This is a genomic window from Salicibibacter cibi (assembly GCF_016495865.1).
GTDB classification, from domain to species: Bacteria; Bacillota; Bacilli; order Bacillales; family Marinococcaceae; genus Salicibibacter; species Salicibibacter cibi.
The window spans coordinates 876,648-897,302 of record NZ_CP054706.1; the positions used below are offsets into that span (position 1 = coordinate 876,648).

Consider the following 20,655-nt stretch of genomic DNA (forward strand, 5'->3'; position numbering starts at 1 on the left):
ACCATGAAAAGTTTTAATTGGAAAGTGGTACACGATCGCGAGCATGATGATGACAATACGAGCAAAACGACACCGATTTATCAAACATCGTCCTTTTCTTTTTCGGACCTTCATGATTTGGAGGTGTTTTTCGAACCGGATAATAAACGATATATGTATTCCCGATATGGAAATCCAAACCCGGACCAGCTTGCCCGCAAAGTGAGTGAGTTAGAAGGTGCGCCTGCAGGGATTGCTACTTCGTCAGGAATGTCCGCAATTTTATCCGGCGTGTTATCTGCGGTGCGACCGGGCGAATCGTTGCTCATCCCGGAAGATGTATATGGAGGAACGTACGATTTGTTTCAACAGTTTTTTCAGGAGTGGCAAATTGATGTACATACTGTATCATTTACTGATCTCGCAATGGTTGAGAACAAAATAACGGAGAAAACCGCCCTCGTATACACAGAGTCGGTAACCAATCCTTTATTGCGTGTCGAGCAAATCGAGTCGGTCATTAACATCGCACATAAATATCACGTTCCTGTTATGGTGGATAACACGTTTGCTACGCCTTTCTTTGCGCAACCCTACGAGCTTGGCGCGGATTTGGTCGTTCACAGCGCTACCAAATATATTGGCGGCCACAGTGACGTTACTGCCGGAGTGCTTGTTGGGGAGGAGAGGTTGGTGGACGTGGCAAAAAGGAAAGCCATTCAACTCGGAATGAATGTAAGTCCGTTTGAAGCATGGCTTACGGTTCGCGGTTTAAAAACGCTTTCGGTTCGTATGGAAAAACAAAGCGCGAATGCAAAAAGGATAGCGGATTTTTTGAACGATCATCCGGGAGTAAGCGTATATTATCCAAAATACTTGGCCAAACATGGGAATGGGGCAATGGTTAGTTTTGAACTAGATGAACGTTATGATATTCACAAATTCTTTGCAGAGCTGGAATGGGTGAAAATCGTGCCCACGTTAGCCGGTGTAGAAACCACTGTTTCCTATCCGTTGAAAACATCCCATCGTAGTATCCCGGCGTACATGCAAGAAAAGCTTGGCATTACAGCAGGGCTCGTGCGCATGTCTTTAGGACTGGAAGATGAAAAGGATATTACGGATGAACTGCAATCGGCGTTAAAAGCAGCCGAGAAATAAAAATTTCCGGGAATGACTTGAACGAATTTGCAAAGTGTGTTATATTATTTAAGGTGACGTTGAGAGACGTCAAACAATCTGGTGATGATGGCGAAGAGGTCACACCCGTTCCCATGCCGAACACGGAAGTTAAGCTCTTCAGCGCTGATGGTAATTGGGCGGGAACGCCCTGTGAGCGTAGGACGTCGCCAGGTTTTCATATCGCGGGGTGGAGCAGTCAGGTAGCTCGTCGGGCTCATAACCCGGAGGTCGAAGGTTCGAATCCTTCCCCCGCAACCATAATAGTTTGCTTAACAGCTTTGAATTCACTTCGGAGCAAGCAAACATCAGAAGTGCTTTGGAGTGCAACCAATTTAGAACCTGTCACTACGTTGAATCCAGCCAAAATAGTTCATACACTTTTAAGCTAAAACAAACCACGGTGTTTGTTATTTTTTTTACTATCGGGAAATTGAATTTATTTGATGAAAAGACAACCTATCTTTTCTAACATAAGCTTAAGTATATTCCGTGAAGAAGCGCGGGTTTTAAGCGCACGCAAAGGTGAAAATTATGCATGAGTTCGATCTTATCCGACAAATCGATTCGTTCGCGGCAGACCATGATGATGTTAAAGTTGGTATTGGCGATGATGCGGCTGTTACTTCTTCCAATGCCTACAAAGATATGATTAGCTGTGTAGACACCATTTGTGAGGGGATCCATTTTAAACGTTCCACGTTACATTTATCCGATATCGGTTATAAAGCGCTCGCCGTCAACCTCAGCGATATCGCGGCGATGGGCGGAACGCCCCGATATTATCTCGTTTCCTTAGGCATACCGGCGGAGTGGGATCAAGAAGAGATCCTCGAGATTTATAGAGGGATGAATGACTTGGCCAAACGATACGGCGTTATTTTAATAGGAGGCGACACTGTATCTGCGCAGAATGGTTTGATGATTTCTGTTACCGTTTTAGGAGAGATTGAAACAAATCGTTCCCTTCTCCGAAACTCTGCGCGCGTAGGAGATATCGTGTTTGCCTCCGGCACGTTGGGTGCTTCACGCGGGGGATTGGATCTTCTTTTATCCCAGGGATTAACCGCTCATCGAACGGAAGAAGAAAAAGCGCTTGTCATTGTCCATCAGCGTCCCGATCCACAGGTAACACTTGGTGAACTGCTAAAAGAAAGCGGTTTTCGCATTGCCCTTAATGACATTAGTGACGGATTATCCTCGGAAATTTGGGAGCTGGCGGAAGCGAGCAACGTATGTATTTGTTTAGAAGAAGAGAAAATACCGATCAGTGCAGACGCAATAAAGCTTTTTGGGAAACAGTCAGCTTATGAATACGCGCTAAACGGAGGCGAAGACTTTCAACTCGTCGGTACGGTAGCTAAAACACATTGGCCGACCATACAATCAACCGCAAAAGAAAAAGGAATTCGCCTATCAGCCATCGGATCGGTTGAACATGAGGGGGATTCACAAGTGTTCATGCAAAAAAATGGGGAAAGAACACGAATAAAAAGGACCGGTTATCGCCATGGATGAGGTGACAGCGATGTCTCAATTTCAATTTATAAGCCGATCAACAGAGGAAACCATGAGGATCGCGGAGCGGCTTGGCAAAAAAGCAAAAGCAGGCGATCTTTTTGCGTTGGATGGCGATCTCGGTGCAGGGAAAACCCATTTCAGCAAAGGCCTTGCTAAAGGACTCGGTGTCGAAGCGATGGTGAATAGCCCCACGTTTACGATTTTAAAAGTATATAATGGCTGTCTCCCTTTTTATCATATCGATGCCTATCGCCTTGATGAAAATGAAGAGGAAGAACTTGGGTTGGAGGAATACATGGATGGCAACGGTGTAACGGTTGTTGAATGGGCGAGTAACCTCCGGACACAATTGCCAAGCCGACGAGTCAATATTACCTTTAAACGAGTGGACGAGCAGGAGCGAGAATGGATTGTCTGCACCGATCATACGCGTTTTCAACATATTTTCAAGGAGTTTACGGATTAATGATACTAGCCATGGATACATCAACCTATGTTTTAGGGGTTGCATTGGGGGACGCGTCGACGATTCGAGCGGAATGGACGACGCATGAAAAGAAAAATCACTCCTTACGGTTAATGCCGGGGATCGATCATGTGATGAGAACAGTCAATGCCAACCCTTCTGATTTGGAAGGCATAGCGGTAACCACCGGACCGGGTTCGTACACTGGAGTCCGTATTGGCGTGGCCACAGCGAAAGGGATGGCGAGTGCACTCCGTCTTCCGATTTACGACGTTTCATCCTTGGAAGCCCTTGCGGGCAATCGGCGTTTTGCCTTCGGCCTTGTCTGTCCTTTTATCGATGCCAGGAGGGGGCAGGTGTATGCCGCCGTGTACGAAGCTGACGACGGCCACCTGAAGACCGTGTATGAAGAACGGTTGTGGTTAATGGATGACTTGTTACAAACGTTGGCTTCGACGTCTTTGCCGGTTTATTTTTTAAGTTTGGATGTTGCTAAGCATCGTGAAAACATTGAGCAAGTGTTGGGTGCAAAGGCATGTGTGGGAGATATGATGGATGGCAGGATAAAGCCGGGGGAGATTTTGCGAATTGCCTCGGAATCCCTGCCTGTGACGAATGTTCATTCTGTTGCCCCCCGTTACTTGCAGTTGGCAGAAGCGGAGAAAAATTGGCGAAAGGCGCAAGGCCATAATGAGTGAGCGGTATACAATTCGTCCCATGATGCCGAGTGATATCGAAGAAGTGTTGATCGTGGAAAGGGATGCGTTTCAAATGCCTTGGATTCGGCAGGCATTTATAAATGAATTGATGAAAAATCCGTTTGCCCACTATTTGATTGCGGTGGATCAAGAACAAATCGTTGGTTATTGCGGCATCTGGATCGCGCTACACGAGGCTCATATTACGAATATCGCTGTTTTGTCTGCCCATAGACATCAAGGGGTCGGGCGATTGCTGTTACAAGCGATGATCCGGCGAGCGCTTGCATTAGAGGCTACATCGATGACACTAGAGGTTCGGGAAAGCAATACGGATGCGCAGGGCTTTTATAAAACATTCGGTTTTAAAAAAACCGGGATAAAAGAAGGATATTATACGGATAATTGCGAAGATGCTTGGATCATGCGCCTGGCTTTTTCGTAGTTTTGAAAAGGAATGTGTTGCCATGAATGACAATCCTCGAATATTAGCTATCGAAACAAGTTGTGATGAAACAGCGGCATCGATTGTTGAGGGCGGAAAAAACATAATTTCTAACGTGGTCGCGTCGCAAATAGACATTCACAGGCGGTTCGGAGGTGTGGTTCCGGAAGTAGCGTCCCGGCATCACGTGGAAAATATGACGGCTGTCATTGAAGAGGCGCTTGTCTCTGCGGATATGGATTATAAAGACTTGGATGCGATAGCGGTCACTTCGGGGCCCGGACTGGTAGGGGCGTTGCTTGTGGGTGTGAATACGGCGAAAGCGCTCGCGTATGCTTGCAATCTACCGTTGTTGCCGATCCATCATATTGCCGGTCACATTCATGCGGCTGAACTCGTTGCAGACATGGAATATCCGGCTCTAGCGCTAGCTGTTTCCGGCGGACATACGTCTCTTATTTATCTCCCGGAAGAGGGGAAATACGAAACGATTGGTGAAACGAGGGATGACGCTGTCGGGGAAGCCTATGATAAAGTGGCGCGAACCCTGAAACTTCCCTATCCCGGGGGTCCGGAAATCGATCGCCTCTCCGCTGAGGGGGAGGTCTCGATTGATTTTCCTCGGGCCTGGCTGGAAAACGGGTCATATGATTTCAGCTTTAGCGGATTAAAATCCGCGGTGTTGAATGCGGTGCATAATGCGGGGCAGCGGGGAGAAACGCTCGTCCCGGAAAACGTTGCCGCGAGCTTCCAGGCAAGCGTGGTCGATGTACTCGTGGAACGGGCGGTGCGAGCAGCCTCGGAATATAAGGTGAAGCAACTGATTGTTACAGGTGGTGTCGCTGCGAATCGCGCGCTTAGGGAAGCGATGATACGCTCTTTCCCGAGCGACAGCGATGTTGAGCTGATCATTCCTCCCCTTTCTTTATGCACGGATAATGCGGCGATGATCGGTGCTGCCGCAAACATCACCTGGAAAAAAGGAGAACGGGCAGGGTATGATTTAAACGGAGATCCGGGGTTGGCGCTCGGATAGCACGAGATCCATATAACATTTTTCATGGAAAAATATCCCTTTTAAAGATGCCATAAAAAATTCATTGTATCTCCAATTAGAAAAATTGCCCAATCTGAGGCTCTATGAAACAACTGTATGCCTTGATGTGCGGTTTATGGAGCCCGAAATGGCTAGGAAGTCCCTAATTCGATCGTTATGAAAGGCTTATGGCGACCTAAACCGTACCGGACCTTCCGTTTCAGTCGCCATGAACGATTCAACGCACCTCAAACCGGCAAAAAACGTTGCTCCGGGGTACGATGAAGGGCCCACAATAGCACACTCAAATGAATAAACATTGCCCGCAAAGGAGCCATGAATAGATCATGGCTCCTTTTTATGGTACAGCCACGGAATTAGAAACTCGTGAGCGACTGTGGAAAAGAAAAATGTGTACGTAGTGGATAAGTGGACGCGCACCCCTCTTCTCCGACTTTTGAAGTGTTAACTGCGGATCCGTGGATAAATGCCTTTTTTTGTGGGTGGAACCGGCAAAAACCCGACGGTCCGCGTGTGAAGTTGTGAATAACTATGTGGAAATTGTGGAAAGCCCGATGCCTTGTCACTGGGATGCGTCTAATTGCAATGCTTCCCATTGCTCCATCAGTTGTTCCAATTCGGCTTCCTTTTCATGAATGTCTTCTTGTATACGGTTGGCGCGGGCATGGTCTTCATAGACATCCGGATGGAGCATGGACGATTGCAGCGTTTCCGTTTCTTCTTCCAGTTGGCTGATTCTATCTTCAATCGCTTCAATTTCCCGGCGTCGCTTCCGGGCGATTTTTTTATCTTCTTTTTCTTGCGCAAACGACTGTTTATTTTTGTTTTCCACAGGTTTTTCCACGTAATTGTCCTGAAGTTGCGCCCGTTCTTCGGCTTCCGCTTTCTTTTCCAAGTAGTAATCATAGTTGCCAAGATATGTGTGTAGTTGATCATCTCCGGAGAATTCGACGGTTCGTGTGGACATCCGGTTCAGGAAATAGCGGTCGTGGGAAATAAATATCATCGTGCCGGGATAGTCGATAAGGGCAGTTTCCAACACTTCTTTGCTGTCTAGGTCCAGATGGTTCGTCGGCTCATCAAAGAGAAGCAAGTTTGCTTTTTGCATCATTAGTTTTGCAAGCACGAGCCGTGCTTTTTCCCCGCCGCTGAGACTGTGGACAAGTTTGTACACATCTTCGCCGCTAAAAAGAAACCGGCCGAGCACTGTGCGTATGTCTTTTTCGACAACTTGGGGGTGCTCGTCCCATAATTCATCGAGGACGGTTTTATTCGTATTAAGTTGAGCTTGCTCCTGATCATAATAGCCAACGGTCACTTTGCTTCCGTAATGAATATCTCCTTCCGTGGGAGCAAGTCGCTTTCCGAGGATTTTAAGGAATGTTGTCTTTCCGGTTCCGTTCGGGCCGATGACGGCCACATTCTCTCCTCTTGTCACCGCAAAGTCGGTTGCGCGAAATAACGGATCGCTGCCAGGGTAAGCAAACGTAATCCCTGTTGCGGCCAGCACGTCATTTCCGCTTGTTTGTTGTATTTCAAAAGACATTGTAGCGCTTTTGGCATCTGCGAGAGGGGCATCAACCCGCTCCATACTCTCTAATTTTTTCCGCTTGCTTTGTGCTCGTTTTGTTGTGGACGCGCGTGCGATATTTTTGGCGACGAATGTTTCCAGTTGTTCAATTTCCGCTTGTTGCTTGTCATACGCTTTTTGTTGCAGTTCGGCGCCCTTTGCTCTTTTTTCCAGAAACGCACTGTAATTTCCGTGGTACAAGGTCGCTTTCGTATGTGCCAGTTCGTATACTTTCGTGATTACTTTATCCAAAAAATAACGGTCGTGGGAGACGATCAATACCGCTCCTTCATAGCTGTTCAAGTAATTTTCCAGCCATGTTAACGTTTCAATGTCCAAATGATTTGTCGGTTCATCCAAAATGAGCAAATCCGGTTTCGTGAGCAAAAGTTTTCCGAGCGCAAGTCGTGTTTTTTGACCGCCGCTTAAAGAAGAGATCGGTAAATCATAGGAAAGCTGATCAAAATTCAGTCCCGACAAGATGCTTTGGATATCGGCTTCATAGTGGTAACCGCCGGACGATCGGAAGAATTCTTGTTTTTCATCGTATTCCTTTAATACGGCTTCGTAGGACGCAGGGTCGCCATAGATGGAGGATTCCGCCATTTTCGCTTCCAGTTCGCGCAACTCCATTTCAACACCGCGGAGCGAGGAAAAGACCGTTAACATTTCCTCCCAAATGGTGCGCGTGGATTCAAGACCGGTATCTTGGGCAAGGAAACCCATTGTTTGTGATTTGGGCATCATAACTGAGCCGCTGTCATAAGGCGCTTGTCCTGTGATGATGTTGAGCAACGTCGTCTTTCCAGTTCCGTTGCGTCCGACGAGTGCGGCGCGGTCGCCGTTTTTGATTTCCATCTTAATATCCTGTAAAATCGTTTCAGCACCAAAAGATTTGGTCACACGATCGCATTGTAAAACAATCATTCGTTTCATCACCCTTTAAAATGTATATAAAAAATGGCCGGGCCAAGCGTTTCGCTAATTATGCTACTGACAAGTGTAGCAAACATGTTATACTTAAGAAACGATAAGCAGGTTGAATAGTGGAGGCTTTATGGACGAACTGCAAAAAATTCCACAGGCAACAGCGAGACGTTTGCCACTTTACTATCGATACTTGGAACATTTCTACGCTTCGGGAAAAACAAAAGTATCTTCTACAGAATTAAGCCATGCAGTCAAAGTTGATTCAGCGACGATTCGGCGGGATTTTTCGTATTTTGGAGCGTTGGGTCGCAAAGGATATGGTTATGATGTCCAACGCTTGATTGCTTTTTTTCGAAAAACGTTGGATCAAGATGAGGCGACACCCGTCATTCTCATCGGTGTCGGAAATCTTGGGAAAGCATTGCTTCATTATAACTTCGGGGAGAATAATAATACGCGAATCGTAAAAGCGTTTGATAATGACGAGACAGTCATTGGAAAAACCATCGGTGGTGTCCCCGTTATTCATATGGACGATTTAAAAAGAGAAGTCGATGAATCGATATGGGCCGCAATTGTTGCTGTCCCGTCGACTGCGGCGCAAGAGGTCGCGGATAAGGTCGCTGATACGCCCATCGAGGGGATCTTGAATTTCACCCCCTCCCGTATGACGGTGCCTTCGCATATTCGGGTGCATCACATTGATTTGTCGGTCGAATTGCAATCGCTCATCTATTTTTTGAAACATTATCCGCTATAAAAAAGGAGGAATATCCCATGGGAGGTATGGGTGGTCCGAGCATTATTTTAATCATTATTGTCGCTTTGTTGATCTTCGGTCCGGGTAAACTGCCGGAAATGGGCAAAGTGGCCGGAAATACATTACGTGAATTTAAAAATGCTACGAAAGGACTCACGAATGATTCCGAAGAACAGAAGAAAGAGGACAAGCAAAATCATAGATAGGATGGGTGTTCGATGAAACAACGGGAGATGCCGTTCCGTGCCCATTTTGAAGAGTTACGGAAACGATTGATCATTGTCGCGATATTTCTTGTCGTGGGGTTACTTGTCGGTTTTTTCATTGCGCCCCCTGTGATTGCTTATTTGCAAAGCATCCCGGAAGCACAGGATTTCCCGATGAACGCGTTTCAGTTAACGGATCCTTTGCGCGTATACGTTAATTTTGCGTTTTTTATCGCGATTATCATCATTTTGCCGGTGATTTTCTATCAACTTTGGGCGTTTATCGCTCCGGGCTTGGCGGAAAAAGAACGGAAGGTAACCCTTTCTTACATTCCGATCGCGATGGTTCTTTTTCTGGGCGGGCTCGCTTTTTCGTATTATGTGCTTTTGCCGTATTTCATGGAATTTCTGGGGAACATTGCCGAGCGGCTCAATATTACGGAGCAGTACGGAATTAATGAATACTTTTCTTTCCTGTTTCGTATGACGGTACCGTTTGGGTTTCTTTTTCAACTGCCGGTTGTGGTTCTGTTTTTGACCCGATTGGGTTTGATTACGCCAAACTTTTTACAGCGGATTCGCAAATATGCTTATTTTGTGTTGCTTGTCATTGCAGGCTTTATCACCCCTCCTGATTTGGGTTCCCATCTCATCGTAACCGTACCGCTTTTCTTGTTGTATGAACTGAGTGTCGTGATTGCCCGGTACGCCTTCAGGAAGCGAATGAAAGAAGAGGCTGACCGGCAAAAAGAAATGGCAACGAATAATCAATAGATATAAAACTTCCATCTGAGAATCGACTTTCAGTCGTTTAAAAAGCAATAAAATGCTAAAGGCGCATGGGGTACCCCATGCGCCTAGAAATGTTAATTTTTACAGGCGGCCCCCTAAATTAATTGGTCGGTGCCTCGTTTTGTACATTCGCAGTCATGGCTTTTTCCTGTTTCGGCGAACGGAGGAATAATGAGAGCAGGAAAGCGATAAATGCAAGGATGGTACTCCCCATAAATGCCCATTCAAAGCCTTCAACTTGAGCCAATTGCGGGATCAAGCTTTCAGCGACAGAAGCCTCGGGTCGATACTGCTCGGCACCCACACTGACGAGTGTAACGAGAATGGCTGTACCAATGGATGCGGAGATTTGTTGCATCGTGTTCGCCATCGCTGACCCGTGAGCATACCATTTGACGGGCAGCTGGTTCAAAGCTGAGGTCATCACAGGCATAAGCGCAAAAGAAAGCCCGAACATCCGAATCGCATACACGATTGTTAAAAAGGTGAAGGACGTTTCTAATGATAAATTTGTAAATAGGAAAGTTGTTACGGTTACAATAGAAAGCCCAATGATGGCAAGCCACTTTGCTCCGAACTTATCAAACAGGCGTCCGGTTATCGGTGACATAATGCCGATCACAATCGCTCCGGGAAGGAGCATCAAGCCTGATTCAAGAGGAGAAAAGCCGAGCACATTTTGCATATACAAAGGAAGCAGCGTTTCCGCCCCGATTAATGAAATAAGCACTGCCATTGTAATCGTAATCGCGAGTGCGAAGATATGAAATTTAAATACGCGGAATTCAAGTATCGGTGCACGTAAGCGAAATTGCCTCAAAATGAACAAACCAATAATGACAGCACCGCCCACAATGCAAAGAAGTACACTGGGACTGCTCCAACCGCTTTCAGATGCCGTACTGAACCCATAAAGGAACGCCCCGAATCCGAATGAAGAGAGAATGATAGATGGGACGTCGAGCTTCGGTTTGCCCAGTTCAGTGACATTTTTTAAAAATACGGCAGCCATCGAAATCGTAATCAAGACGATGGGTAAAACGGTAATAAATAGCGCACGCCATTGAAAATGTTCTAAGAGCCAACCGGAAAGCGTTGGCCCAATCGCCGGCCCAAAGGAAATCACAATGCCCATAAGCCCCATTGCGGTTCCTCTTCGTTCGACAGGGATGATGGCAAGCAGCACGGTCATTAACAACGGGAGCATAATACCTGAGCCGGAAGCCTGAACAATCCTGCCTAACAAAAGAATAGAGAAAGCGGGCGAGATTGCAGCAATGAAAGTACCTGTGCCAAACAGCGTAATCGCAGTTAGGAATAACGCTCGTGTGGAGAACCGTTCGATTAAATAAGCTGATATAGGAATCATAATCCCATTCGTCATCAGAAAGGCCGTCGTTAACCACTGCACACTGCTTTGTGTGATGTCAAAAGAGGCCTGAATGGTCGGTAACGCGGTTGCCAGCAATGTTTCGTTAATGATGCCCATGAACGCGCCAGTCAAAAGAGAGGCAATCATGGCTACTTTTTGACCTGTGGATAAATCCCAGGACGAGCTAGTGGAAGAACTCATTTGATCGTCTCCTCTCTTTTCGTAAATTACATCTAATGAGGCAACTTTGCTATCTTACACATAGAACAATTCCTTTTCAACAAAAATGCCTTTTATGTTGAAAACATTTATATATCATCTAGACGAAGAAACTTTGTTCACCGTTTCGCAAACGTTCAAAGCGTTATCAGATCACTTGTAATATTTATTTGGACTGCAAATCGTTTCTTCAAAGGGTGATGCAAGATTTAGCATCTGAAATATGTTTCAGATGCATGTCAATCTCATGGGAAAGTCTAAATAGGAAGTCAAAAAAAGACGCAATGGATATACGGATCATCCATGCGCTGATAAGATAGTCAGAGCTAACAAGGAATAGAAGAACCATTGTCAAGATGCCTACGGCACTCCCAAGCAAAAGATATTTTAGAGGTAGTCATAAAATGATGAATAAGATTCATGCAAAGGAAATGGAAGGCAACCACTCTCTAGCTCGTGGTTCTGTTTCGAATAATGAGCGTTCGCTTGCCCCGGATTTAGCTCGTGGTTTCATGCTGTTAATGATAGCCCTTGCCCACGCCCCATTGTGGCTCGATGTCACTGAAACAAATTTGTTAGGTCGCCCGGAAGGCGGGGGTGCCCTCAGTGAAGTCATTAACTTCGTTAGTGCTTTATTTGTAGATAATAGAGCAGTCCCTATGTTTGCGGCGTTGTTTGGTTACGGGATGGCTAAGATGGTTACACGACAGCTCTCTGCTGGTACGTTAGAGACAGAATCCAGGCGATTATTATGGCGGAGATCGCTATTCCTCCTATTGTTTGGCTTTATTCATCTTGTATTCATCGGCGGAATAGACATTTTGGCGTTCTATGGATTCTCTGGGCTGCTCATCGGCTGGATGTTATTTCGTCGAGATAGAATCCTTATAAAAGCCATCCTGCTTGTCCTCTTGTTTTCGCTCATCCTCATTCCTGTCGTGTGGATTGGAGTCGCGTACGGGTATGGGATGGACATAGATAGAACTAACCCGGATGCATATTTAGAGGCTATGCTCGCTAACCTAATCAGATTTCCGTTCAGGATCATGGCACATCTTTTTATGCACCCGATACTTCTTCCTATCCTTGTTGGAATATGGGCTGCACGCAAGAATTTGTTAAACGGCACCTATCATCGCCAACTTCTGATACGCATCGCGATCATTGGGATTTCATTCTCGGTGATGGGTGCCCTTCCGCTCGCCATGATCGGTACGCAATGGTGGGAGCCGCAGCCAATGATGGTTGGATTGTCCACAGCCCTTCAAATGTTAAGCGGACTTGCTGGTGGCTTTGGATATCTGGCAGTGTTCGGGCTTATCAGTCCAATTGCCAGTCGAACGGGTCGCTTCACCCGTTCATTGGTTGCTTTGGGGAAACGATCGCTTACCTTTTATGTATTCAATGAAACCATGTTGGTTATCATCATGTCACCGGTGGTATTCGGTATGGGGCAGGTATTAAATAGCCCCGGAGCATTTGTGGTGGCTGTGGTGGTGTGGATGATAAGTCTTATTTTGGCTGCAGTTTTAGAGTGCAAGGGAATGCGCGGCCCCGTAGATGCTTTGCTGCGCCGATTGATCTATCGAACCAGTTCATAGAGAAAATGGCTTGGTACAAAGCAATCCCTTTCGATGAGGGGGGGTTCTTGTGTGGGGATATTTTCCAAATAAGGTGCGATAAAGGGGATATCGCACCTTCAATAGGAATAATTTCTCGAAGTGATGCTATGTTGGTTTCCTATTATTTTAAAAATAAAAATATTTTGTTATTTAGATAGGTAGGTACTTAAGAAAGGGCACATAGCCTGTACGGTATATGCCCTTCTCAGGGGTGGGTGCACATGGATATGCGGTACTTTAGTGCCGATGTCACTTATCGGTAGGGCTTTTGCCTGTTTTTTTTATAAAGTGCCAAGCAATGAGGTAATCCAGGGCGGCTAACCCGAGAAAGAAAATCGGGAGGAAGCCCCACCCTTCCAGTTGCACCTGAAAGATCGCGAAAAGGACAAATAACGTTCCGATGGCAACATAAACAAAACTTAAAAAGCCTGGTGTCCGTATCACATCCATGCTCCCAAGATGCCGAAGATAAACTGAAGGTTCTCTTCCATTTGTTCTAAATCCTCCATGTCGATATCGAGAAGGATCGGCAGAGACGCAAAAGCATTCATGAGCACGTGGGCAATGATGGGAACGATAATGCGTTTACTCCATACATACAGACCTGCGAATACGAAGCCGACGGCTGCATAGACGAGGATGTGCGTAAAATCCAAATGGATGGCGGAGAAAATAACAGAGCTAATCAATGCCGCCCAAAAGAAATTCATTTTTCGATAGAGATGCCCAAAAATCGCCTGTCGGAAAACCAGCTCTTCAAGAATTGGCCCGATGATAACAATGGCTACGAGGAGCCAAATGTTTTCACTCATAATATCGAGCAACATTTGTGTGTTTTCCGATTCGACCGGGGCGTCGTATAACAATTGTTGAATTTGAAAAGCAATATTTTGTGCGAAAATCGCGGCGAATAATCCGCCAAAGCCCAATAATAACGACCAACCGAAATGCATCGGCGGTTCGTTTCCGCGCACCGGATCTGTCTCTTTGCGGATTAAGAACCAAATGATAAGTAACCCGAGGGCAAAACTTGAAACCGTCGAAATGGTGATAACATCACTAAATTCTAATCCGAGCGCATAGAGCGGAATGGCCAAAACGGCGCCAAATAGTTGGGCGACAAGCACAAATGTAATGATTACAAACCAGTATCGTAAACTCAAAAAGCACGACTCCTTTTATTCTTTTCTAACAATGACTGTACACATTGTATCACAGCCTGGCGGTGCACGCAGAAAATTCAACGTGCTGTCACATCACAAACATCAAAAAAATTTTCCGTAGGGCTTGCAAAAGAAGCATGAACCTTTTATTATTAGAAGTGGCGTTAGCACTCAAGCAAAACGAGTGCTAACAATAGACCAGAAACGTAAGTTTCGTTTTTGCAACCCGCAAAACGACACTTCACATTTCCATTTTAAAGGAGGGTGTTTTCCTTGTTGAAGCCATTGGGTGACCGAATTGTCATCGAGCAAGTGGAAGAAGAAGAACAAACTGCAAGCGGCATTGTACTTCCTGATTCCGCGAAGGAGAAACCGCAAGAAGGAAAAGTCATTGCTGTCGGAAATGGACGCGTGACCGAGAATGGAGAGAGAGTTGCTCCGGAAGTAAAAGAAGGCGACGCGATCATTTTCTCCAAATACGCGGGAACGGAAGTGAAATACAACGAAAAAGAATATCTGATTTTGCGAGAAAGTGATGTACTCGCGGTTGTTGGGTAAAGACGTTTCGTAGGCCAGTTTGCCTACATATTTTCCAAAACAGGAGGGAATAAACATGGCGAAAGATATTCGTTTTAGCGAAGATGCCCGCCGCGCCTTGCTACGTGGGGTGGACGAGCTCGCTAACGCCGTAAAAGTAACATTGGGACCAAAAGGACGAAACGTCGTTCTTGAAAAGAAATTCGGTTCCCCGCTTATTGCCAATGATGGTGTGACCATTGCCAAGGAAATTGAACTCGAGGACAACTTTGAAAATATGGGTGCGCAACTCGTATCCGAAGTTGCTAACAAGACAAACGACATTGCCGGTGACGGTACGACAACCGCCACGGTGTTGGCACAAGCCATGATTCAGGAAGGTTTGAAAAACGTTACTTCCGGCGCCAGCCCCATGAGCATCCGCCGTGGGATTGAGAAGGCGACGGCAGCAGCTGTCAAGGAACTTCAAACGATTTCCCGTGAAGTCGAAGGTCGCGAGTCTATTAAGCAAGTCGGTTCCGTCTCTGCAAACGATGAAGAAATCGGTGAATTTATTGCGGAAGCGATGGGCCGTGTCGGAAACGACGGCGTAATCACGGTTGAGGAATCGAGAGGCCTTGACACGGAGTTGGAAGTCGTGGAAGGGATGCAATTTGATCGCGGATACGCGTCTCCTTACATGGTGACCGACAATGATACGATGGAAGCGAGTCTGGATGATCCTTACATCTTGATTACAGATAAGAAAATCACAAACATCCAGGAAGTATTGCCATTGCTCGAGCAAGTCGTGCAGCAAAACAAACCAATTCTTATCGTTGCTGAAGACGTAGAAGGGGAAGCGCTCGCGACGCTTGTATTGAACAAACTTCGCGGAACGTTCAATGCCGTTGCCGTAAAAGCACCGGGATTCGGCGACCGCCGAAAAGCAATGCTCGAAGATTTGGCCATCCTCACCGGTGGGACAGTCCTTACGGAAGACCTTGGACACGACTTGAAATCATCAACGATTGATCAGCTTGGACGTGCCGGCAAAGTTGTTATTACCAAAGACAACACGACCGTTGTCGAGGGCGCAGGCGAAGCGCAACAACTCACCGGACGCATCAACCAGATCAAATCGCAAATTGAAGAAACCACGTCTGATTTTGATCGTGAAAAACTTCAAGAGCGTTTGGCTAAACTTGCCGGCGGTGTAGCTGTCATGAAAGTCGGCGCTGCTTCCGAAACGGAAATGAAAGAGCGCAAACTTCGCATTGAAGACGCCTTGAATTCCACGCGTGCTGCTGTGGAAGAAGGTATTGTATCCGGCGGGGGCACAGCCTACGTTAACGTCTACAACGCTGTAAAAGCCGTGGATGCTTCGGGCGATGAATCAACCGGTGTAAGCATCGTGTTGCGTGCGCTTGAAGAGCCTGTCCGTCAGATTGCAACCAATGCCGGACTGGAAGGTTCAGTTGTGGTTGAGCGCCTCAAAGGTGAAGATGTAGGCACCGGCTTCAACGCGGCAACAGGCGAATGGGCAAACATGGTGGACGCAGGTATCGTCGACCCGACAAAAGTAACCCGTTACGCCATTCAAAACGCAGCATCCGTTTCTGCAATGTTCCTCACAACCGAAGCCGTAGTAGCTGACCGTCCCGAAGAAGATGACGGTGGCGGTGGCGCCCCAGACATGGGCGGCATGGGAGGAATGGGGGGAATGGGCGGCATGATGTAGCGCAAAGCTACAACCCTTGATATAAAAGGGGTTTTACCGCCTAACCCTCACCCATGTTCATGTTTTTGTTCATGTTTTGAGCGTTATTGATTCAGAGAGGTCTTTCATCAAGTTTCCAAACTTGGTGGAGGCCTCTTTTTTATGATTCTTGGTCATGTGGGCTCAAACTGAAAAGATATAAAATGTTATTGTGAAGAACTTTTATTCCTGTATAATGAAGAGCAGATAGAACTTTAGACTTACCTTTCAAATTGATATTATAGTTAATCTCTTCATAAACGGATTAGAGGCTCAATTGGACTTCATGCTTGCGATAGTTTTATTGAAGGAAAAGTATCGATAGAGGAATTGTATACGGAGCCAGTGCTGATAAGGAGGGCGAGTTGATCATGCACAAAGAGTTAACCCAAATTCAACCACTATTTTACTTTAGGAAGGGAGGAATTTCGTCATATATGGCATGAATTTTTTCACAAAAAAACTCATATATGATATGATGTATGGAGAGCATAAATAAAAAGAAAGCAACTGTTATTTCATTTCCGAATGAGTACGGGAAAGATCAGTTCAGCCCATTCTTAAAAAAACTAAGGAAAGAAAGTCAATTTGATAAGAAGGCAGACGTTCGATTTGGGTTTTTATTAAAAGCGCTTGATTACATGCAGTATGTAAACTTTAACGATTTGCCAACGGTGGCTGATAAACCTTTTTTTGCGCAATTTGAAATAAAAATCGGGGAAGAAATTTATCAACAAACATTTGAACTCATTAAACCGTTAAACAAGAGAGGTATATATGAATTACGAATTAATATGAAGGGTTTTAATTGGCGGTTCAGAGGAATATTCTTCCCTTATAGTTATGACACTAGGCAGTTTTATTGTTTTATTTTTCCCTTTGAAAAAACATCAAACGTTACTTTTAATGTAACGGATCATTTTAGGGATCGGGCTTATCGTATCTTGAACGATTTAGAGAAAAATCCAGAAAAATATCAAGAATATTTTTAGAGGACCAATTTTTTAAGGAGGTGGATAATATGGATCTCGTTAATTATGGCCACCGTGTAGTTAAGGATATACCAGAGTTGGATGACACATTTTTTAGCTTGTCATCTCATCTAGGGAAGTTAGTATTTGCGACGAGATTGGAGAAAAAACTGACACAGCTAGAGTTAGCTGATAAAGCAGAGGTATCTCCGAAAACCATTCACCGCATCGAAGGTGGCGCAGGGGGAGTTACGGATACAACTTACGATAAAGTTTTTGATGTATTAGAGATATCTGGTGAAGAAATAGGGGAATATTTTTTACAAAAAAGCCATTAAAAAAGAAGTTGTGCGGGCACCAACACTTATAGCGTGTTGGTGTTTTTTGGTGTGCCCCGCAGCCATGCGATCTAAGTGGTTGAAGTCCACTCGGTAACTTTCCCCTTTAAAGTGCCGTAGCCGGTGAAAAGCCCTCGTCCGGCATAGGGCAGGGTGGACAGGGTGTCTCCCGCAAGGGGGGATCTGAAAGGTCTACAGGCAAAGTCCAGCCCGGAACATGATGTGAACCAGAGGTGGCGGCACCCCTTACACGAAGAAAGGGAGGGAAAAGATTCACAAACGGTTACGTCCAGATTTAGGACAAGAGATCGGGGTATTGATGAAAGCAACGCTTCCCTACCGAAGTGTCGAATATTTGGATAATCGGATCAGCAGATACAGCATGAAAATGGGGAAATGCGAGATTACAGGCATGGATCTGCCTGCCTCGGAAGTTCATTGCCATCATTACATGCCAAAGCAATTGGGTGGAACCGATCAATTCCATAATTTGCGAATTGTTCATAAGGATGTACACCGTCTCATCCATCATACGGATGATGAAAAGGTGCGAATCCTTCTTCGTCAATATAAAATCAACGCATCGCAATTAGAAAAGATCAACAGGTATCGAGAACAATGTAGATTACGAAGCATCGAGCAATCCTAATCACGGAAGTAACGAGGAACTTATGATCCAGTAATTTCGTTAGATGGAACGCGGAGTGCGGGGAAACTTGCACGCTCCGTGTGGAGCAGGGGAAAAGCTGGAGATAACTTCAAATGCTTACCTATTGCTGACAATTGTGGAATAACGATTGAACGATTATCCCGTAATTTTATAATAAGAAAGGGGTAAGATGTTGAGGTTGCCTGTATGTTGGTCGTGTCAATACAAGTTTAAGTGGAGCGAACTTCTTTTTGTTATCGAGGGTAGAAAAACATGTCCATTATGTAGTGCAAAACAGTATGTGACCTCACACTCAAAATGGCTACAGGGGTGGGCTTTTATCCCTTTGATACTTTTTTATTGGATTACAGTGATGTTTACACTCAATGTGTCTTTTCCTGTATATTTGGTTATTGGTTTGCTGTACTTCGGAGCTTACTGGTTTTTGATTCTTCCGTATCAATACGAATTTACAGATGAAAAACAGCAATTAGTTTAAAATGAATCTTCTGTAATTGAGGCGCAAATCTGGAACAATGAAGGGAGATAAAATGGGTATTATCGGTACTGCTAATATTGCTCTTTTGATTTTTGTATCCTTGATTAGTTTCATCATCTGGCTGGTTGTCCGATCAGGTAAAAAAACCAAATCGTGATATGAAGGGGATCAATCTTCCGAAACGAAGCGCTATCCTTGAACAAGGGGAGAAGATTTTGGTTACAATTGGTTGGTCGTCAATTATTCTGATACTTATTGTCACGTTGGTTGTATTCTTAGTCATGTGTAGAGGGAGGGGTAAATTGTTCTCAAACAGCAAATTATTGGATACATTAAGTGCTATTGCTCTCGCCGTCCTTGCAGTACTTACAGGTGAGCTTATTACATTTATTATGTTGACCTTAATTTTGGTTCAGTTACACAACATACAGCAAACGATTGAAAAGAAGAATAGAATTACATAGACAAAACCTAAATATATTCTTCAATTATCGAGGCACTTTTCTGGAATACCAGGGATTGCGCTCTTTCTAAACAATAATGCCATATTATTTAATAAGAGCTTGTGAAAATGGGGGATGATGAAAGGTGGAATAGGCAGTTTGGAGTGCTTTAGGCTTGGCTGGTGCTATGATTGGGAAGACGATGAAGAAATTACAACAATTACAGATAAATCTTTTATTACAGAACTAACCAGCGAATTAGAAACAGTTTCTACTTCATCAACTGCTGCATTGGATATTCCGAACTGTTTGGTTAGCCGCATTCTTTTAAAGAGTGCGGCTAGCTTTTTGTGTTAAAATAAAGTTTGATGGTTCGATCACGATTGTTTGTTTCGTTAAAGGACCATTAAATGAATAAGGTAATAGGAGATGTGTTGACGATAAAACAAAACAAATATGATAATCCAAATTTTTTTTCTGCGTACGAACAGATGCCTCGATCAGTTAAAGGACTTGAGGGAGCTGGCGAATGGCATATATTAAAAGAACTTATACCAGATCTGAAAGATAAAAACGTACTCGATTTGGGTTGCGGTTTCGGTTGGCATTGCCTATATGCCCGTGAGCAGCAAGCGTGCTCTGTAATAGGTGTAGATATATCTGAAAAGATGATTCAAAGCGCTCGTGAAATGACAAAGGATCCCTTCATTTCGTACATTAAAGCGCCAATTGAGGACATTGATTATTCAGACTCTCCATTTGACGTGGTCATCAGTTCTCTTGCTTTTCACTATATTAAGTCGTTTAAGTCAATCTGTGAAAAAGTTTATGATTCCCTAAAGCCTGGGGGAAGCTTTGTTTTTTCTGTTGAACATCCAATTTTTACTTCTCGAAAAGAACAAGAATGGTATTATGATGACCAAAGGAATCGCCTGCATTGGCCAGTTGATAACTATCAAAAAGAAGGCGTACGTGAAACATCATTCTTAAATGAAAATGTTACAAAATACCATCGTACAATTTCAACTTATATAAATAATCTTATTGACACCCATTTTATTATAAAAGCAGTGAAAGAATCGTTTCCTTCTGATGAAATGTCAAAAAATAATCCCCAAATGGAAGATGAAAATCGGAGGCCCATGTTCTTAATGATTTCAGCAAACAGGAAATGAAGATCAAGATTAAAGCAGCGGAAAAAATGCAGGATGAATTTAAAGCATCCTATGTAGTGAGCACATCTATTTGGGCGATGATAGAAGGGATTTGGGCTATAAACAACAAACAATGCCACCTTCTGGCGCGGTTTGGGCACACATACAAGCGTTAACCATTCGTATGAATGATATGTATGAATTGCTTAATAATGTGTTCTTGGGAAACACAACTGTACGCATTGCTTCATTTAAAAAAATTAGCGAGTGGATTATAGCAAAATTAGAACAATGAAATAATGATCGTTCATTCTCAATGGAGAAGCTTTTTAAATGAGATGACTAAA

At 44.7% G+C, this 20,655-nt stretch carries 23 protein-coding genes, 1 tRNA gene and 1 rRNA gene; 21 read left to right on the forward strand and 4 right to left on the reverse strand.

The annotated features are described in order from the left end of the window. The first annotated feature begins 3 nt into the window (after positions 1 to 3). The 8 genes from HUG20_RS04400 (at position 4) to tsaD (ending at position 5,324) form a co-directional block, all read left to right on the forward strand. The gene (locus HUG20_RS04400; protein WP_200088459.1) at positions 4 to 1,140 is read left to right on the forward strand and encodes a trans-sulfuration enzyme family protein; all 1,137 of its coding nucleotides are present in this window, start codon (positions 4 to 6) and stop codon (positions 1,138 to 1,140) included. A 77-nt stretch (positions 1,141 to 1,217) separates the two neighbouring features. Further along, a 5S ribosomal RNA gene (gene rrf, locus HUG20_RS04405) occupies positions 1,218 to 1,334 on the forward strand. An 8-nt stretch (positions 1,335 to 1,342) separates the two neighbouring features. Continuing rightward, positions 1,343 to 1,419, forward strand: a tRNA-Met gene (locus tag HUG20_RS04410). A gap of 273 nt (positions 1,420 to 1,692) precedes the next feature. After that, the gene (thiL, locus tag HUG20_RS04415) at positions 1,693 to 2,676 is read left to right on the forward strand and encodes a thiamine-phosphate kinase (protein WP_200088461.1); all 984 of its coding nucleotides are present in this window, start codon (positions 1,693 to 1,695) and stop codon (positions 2,674 to 2,676) included. A 10-nt stretch (positions 2,677 to 2,686) separates the two neighbouring features. Beyond that, positions 2,687 to 3,145 (forward strand): tRNA (adenosine(37)-N6)-threonylcarbamoyltransferase complex ATPase subunit type 1 TsaE, encoded by a 459-nt coding sequence (tsaE, locus tag HUG20_RS04420; RefSeq protein ID WP_200088469.1) that lies wholly within the window; start codon positions 2,687 to 2,689, stop codon positions 3,143 to 3,145. A gap of 11 nt (positions 3,146 to 3,156) precedes the next feature. Then, entirely contained in the window at positions 3,157 to 3,843 is a 687-nt protein-coding gene (gene tsaB / locus HUG20_RS04425) for a tRNA (adenosine(37)-N6)-threonylcarbamoyltransferase complex dimerization subunit type 1 TsaB (protein ID WP_425504107.1), read from the forward strand. After that, entirely contained in the window at positions 3,836 to 4,288 is a 453-nt protein-coding gene (gene rimI / locus HUG20_RS04430) for a ribosomal protein S18-alanine N-acetyltransferase (RefSeq protein WP_200088488.1), read from the forward strand. Before tsaB ends, rimI begins: the two co-directional genes overlap by 8 nt. A gap of 22 nt (positions 4,289 to 4,310) precedes the next feature. Next, complete coding sequence (gene tsaD, locus HUG20_RS04435) at positions 4,311 to 5,324, forward strand: tRNA (adenosine(37)-N6)-threonylcarbamoyltransferase complex transferase subunit TsaD (RefSeq protein ID WP_200088496.1); 1,014 nt, start codon at positions 4,311 to 4,313, stop codon at positions 5,322 to 5,324. A 583-nt stretch (positions 5,325 to 5,907) separates the two neighbouring features. On the opposite strand, the gene HUG20_RS04440 is transcribed toward tsaD, so the two are convergent. Next, complete coding sequence (locus HUG20_RS04440; RefSeq protein WP_200088499.1) at positions 5,908 to 7,842, reverse strand: ABC transporter ATP-binding protein; 1,935 nt, start codon at positions 7,840 to 7,842, stop codon at positions 5,908 to 5,910. 130 nt (positions 7,843 to 7,972) lie between these two features. Here HUG20_RS04440 and HUG20_RS04445 point away from each other — a divergent pair, with 130 nt between their 5' ends. The 3 genes from HUG20_RS04445 to tatC are packed head-to-tail and all read left to right on the forward strand — an operon-like array spanning position 7,973 to position 9,585. Further along, entirely contained in the window at positions 7,973 to 8,605 is a 633-nt protein-coding gene (locus tag HUG20_RS04445) for a redox-sensing transcriptional repressor Rex (RefSeq protein WP_200088502.1), read from the forward strand. Positions 8,606 to 8,622: 17 nt separating this feature from the next. Next, positions 8,623 to 8,811 carry a twin-arginine translocase TatA/TatE family subunit gene (gene tatA / locus HUG20_RS04450; protein ID WP_281392510.1) on the forward strand — a complete coding sequence of 63 codons (189 nt, stop codon included), beginning with the start codon at positions 8,623 to 8,625 and terminating at the stop codon, positions 8,809 to 8,811. A 12-nt stretch (positions 8,812 to 8,823) separates the two neighbouring features. Then, positions 8,824 to 9,585, forward strand: coding sequence for a twin-arginine translocase subunit TatC (tatC, locus tag HUG20_RS04455; protein ID WP_200088510.1), 762 nt, complete (start codon positions 8,824 to 8,826; stop codon positions 9,583 to 9,585). A 118-nt stretch (positions 9,586 to 9,703) separates the two neighbouring features. Here tatC and HUG20_RS04460 read toward each other — a convergent pair whose 3' ends face one another. Beyond that, the gene (locus HUG20_RS04460; protein WP_200088512.1) at positions 9,704 to 11,176 is read right to left on the reverse strand and encodes an MDR family MFS transporter; all 1,473 of its coding nucleotides are present in this window, start codon (positions 11,174 to 11,176) and stop codon (positions 9,704 to 9,706) included. 422 nt (positions 11,177 to 11,598) lie between these two features. Between HUG20_RS04460 and HUG20_RS04465 the strand changes: the two genes are divergently transcribed. Then, positions 11,599 to 12,795, forward strand: coding sequence for a DUF418 domain-containing protein (locus HUG20_RS04465; RefSeq protein ID WP_200088514.1), 1,197 nt, complete (start codon positions 11,599 to 11,601; stop codon positions 12,793 to 12,795). Between the two features lie 270 nt (positions 12,796 to 13,065). Here the strand turns inward: HUG20_RS04465 and HUG20_RS04470 are convergent, their stop codons facing one another. Beyond that, complete coding sequence (locus HUG20_RS04470; RefSeq protein WP_246476535.1) at positions 13,066 to 13,260, reverse strand: DUF4305 domain-containing protein; 195 nt, start codon at positions 13,258 to 13,260, stop codon at positions 13,066 to 13,068. Continuing rightward, entirely contained in the window at positions 13,257 to 13,979 is a 723-nt protein-coding gene (locus HUG20_RS04475) for a CPBP family intramembrane glutamic endopeptidase (RefSeq protein WP_200088516.1), read from the reverse strand. The genes HUG20_RS04470 and HUG20_RS04475 overlap by 4 nt, the downstream gene beginning before the upstream one ends. Positions 13,980 to 14,252: 273 nt before the next feature. Between HUG20_RS04475 and groES the strand changes: the two genes are divergently transcribed. The 9 genes from groES to HUG20_RS04520 all read left to right on the forward strand — a co-directional run bounded on the left by groES (position 14,253) and on the right by HUG20_RS04520 (position 20,603). Beyond that, on the forward strand, positions 14,253 to 14,537 hold the full coding sequence (groES, locus tag HUG20_RS04480) for a co-chaperone GroES (protein WP_200088518.1): 285 nt from the start codon (positions 14,253 to 14,255) through the stop codon (positions 14,535 to 14,537). 55 nt (positions 14,538 to 14,592) lie between these two features. Continuing rightward, a complete protein-coding gene (gene groL, locus HUG20_RS04485; protein WP_200088519.1) occupies positions 14,593 to 16,236 on the forward strand; it encodes a chaperonin GroEL in 1,644 nt (547 codons plus the stop codon). A gap of 500 nt (positions 16,237 to 16,736) precedes the next feature. Beyond that, the gene (locus tag HUG20_RS04490; protein WP_200088521.1) at positions 16,737 to 17,246 is read left to right on the forward strand and encodes a hypothetical protein; all 510 of its coding nucleotides are present in this window, start codon (positions 16,737 to 16,739) and stop codon (positions 17,244 to 17,246) included. Between the two features lie 29 nt (positions 17,247 to 17,275). After that, positions 17,276 to 17,563 (forward strand): helix-turn-helix transcriptional regulator, encoded by a 288-nt coding sequence (locus HUG20_RS04495; RefSeq protein WP_200088523.1) that lies wholly within the window; start codon positions 17,276 to 17,278, stop codon positions 17,561 to 17,563. A gap of 316 nt (positions 17,564 to 17,879) precedes the next feature. After that, complete coding sequence (locus HUG20_RS04500) at positions 17,880 to 18,212, forward strand: HNH endonuclease signature motif containing protein (protein ID WP_200088525.1); 333 nt, start codon at positions 17,880 to 17,882, stop codon at positions 18,210 to 18,212. Between the two features lie 190 nt (positions 18,213 to 18,402). Beyond that, the gene (locus HUG20_RS19915; RefSeq protein ID WP_425504092.1) at positions 18,403 to 18,711 is read left to right on the forward strand and encodes a TIGR04104 family putative zinc finger protein; all 309 of its coding nucleotides are present in this window, start codon (positions 18,403 to 18,405) and stop codon (positions 18,709 to 18,711) included. Between the two features lie 578 nt (positions 18,712 to 19,289). Further along, entirely contained in the window at positions 19,290 to 19,511 is a 222-nt protein-coding gene (locus HUG20_RS04510) for a hypothetical protein (RefSeq protein WP_200088529.1), read from the forward strand. Between the two features lie 83 nt (positions 19,512 to 19,594). Further along, positions 19,595 to 20,329, forward strand: a complete 735-nt coding sequence (locus HUG20_RS04515) for a class I SAM-dependent methyltransferase (RefSeq protein WP_200090384.1) — start codon at positions 19,595 to 19,597, stop codon at positions 20,327 to 20,329. A gap of 70 nt (positions 20,330 to 20,399) precedes the next feature. After that, positions 20,400 to 20,603, forward strand: coding sequence for a hypothetical protein (locus HUG20_RS04520; protein WP_200088531.1), 204 nt, complete (start codon positions 20,400 to 20,402; stop codon positions 20,601 to 20,603). Positions 20,604 to 20,655: the final 52 nt, after the last annotated feature.

Coding starts and splice junctions, on each gene's coding strand:
- HUG20_RS04495 (WP_200088523.1), top strand. CDS start 17,276: ATGGATCTCGTTAATTATGGCCACCGTGTAGTTAAGGATATACCAGAG.
- HUG20_RS19915 (WP_425504092.1), top strand. CDS start 18,403: ATGTTGAGGTTGCCTGTATGTTGGTCGTGTCAATACAAGTTTAAGTGG.
- tsaE (WP_200088469.1), top strand. CDS start 2,687: ATGTCTCAATTTCAATTTATAAGCCGATCAACAGAGGAAACCATGAGG.
- tatC (WP_200088510.1), top strand. CDS start 8,824: ATGAAACAACGGGAGATGCCGTTCCGTGCCCATTTTGAAGAGTTACGG.
- thiL (WP_200088461.1), top strand. CDS start 1,693: ATGCATGAGTTCGATCTTATCCGACAAATCGATTCGTTCGCGGCAGAC.
- HUG20_RS04490 (WP_200088521.1), top strand. CDS start 16,737: ATGGAGAGCATAAATAAAAAGAAAGCAACTGTTATTTCATTTCCGAAT.
- HUG20_RS04400 (WP_200088459.1), top strand. CDS start 4: ATGAAAAGTTTTAATTGGAAAGTGGTACACGATCGCGAGCATGATGAT.
- HUG20_RS04440 (WP_200088499.1), bottom strand. CDS start 7,842: ATGATTGTTTTACAATGCGATCGTGTGACCAAATCTTTTGGTGCTGAA.
- HUG20_RS04460 (WP_200088512.1), bottom strand. CDS start 11,176: ATGAGTTCTTCCACTAGCTCGTCCTGGGATTTATCCACAGGTCAAAAA.
- HUG20_RS04445 (WP_200088502.1), top strand. CDS start 7,973: ATGGACGAACTGCAAAAAATTCCACAGGCAACAGCGAGACGTTTGCCA.
- tsaD (WP_200088496.1), top strand. CDS start 4,311: ATGAATGACAATCCTCGAATATTAGCTATCGAAACAAGTTGTGATGAA.
- tatA (WP_281392510.1), top strand. CDS start 8,623: ATGGGAGGTATGGGTGGTCCGAGCATTATTTTAATCATTATTGTCGCT.
- tsaB (WP_425504107.1), top strand. CDS start 3,157: ATGGATACATCAACCTATGTTTTAGGGGTTGCATTGGGGGACGCGTCG.
- groL (WP_200088519.1), top strand. CDS start 14,593: ATGGCGAAAGATATTCGTTTTAGCGAAGATGCCCGCCGCGCCTTGCTA.
- rimI (WP_200088488.1), top strand. CDS start 3,836: ATGAGTGAGCGGTATACAATTCGTCCCATGATGCCGAGTGATATCGAA.
- HUG20_RS04510 (WP_200088529.1), top strand. CDS start 19,290: ATGATGAAAGGTGGAATAGGCAGTTTGGAGTGCTTTAGGCTTGGCTGG.
- HUG20_RS04465 (WP_200088514.1), top strand. CDS start 11,599: ATGATGAATAAGATTCATGCAAAGGAAATGGAAGGCAACCACTCTCTA.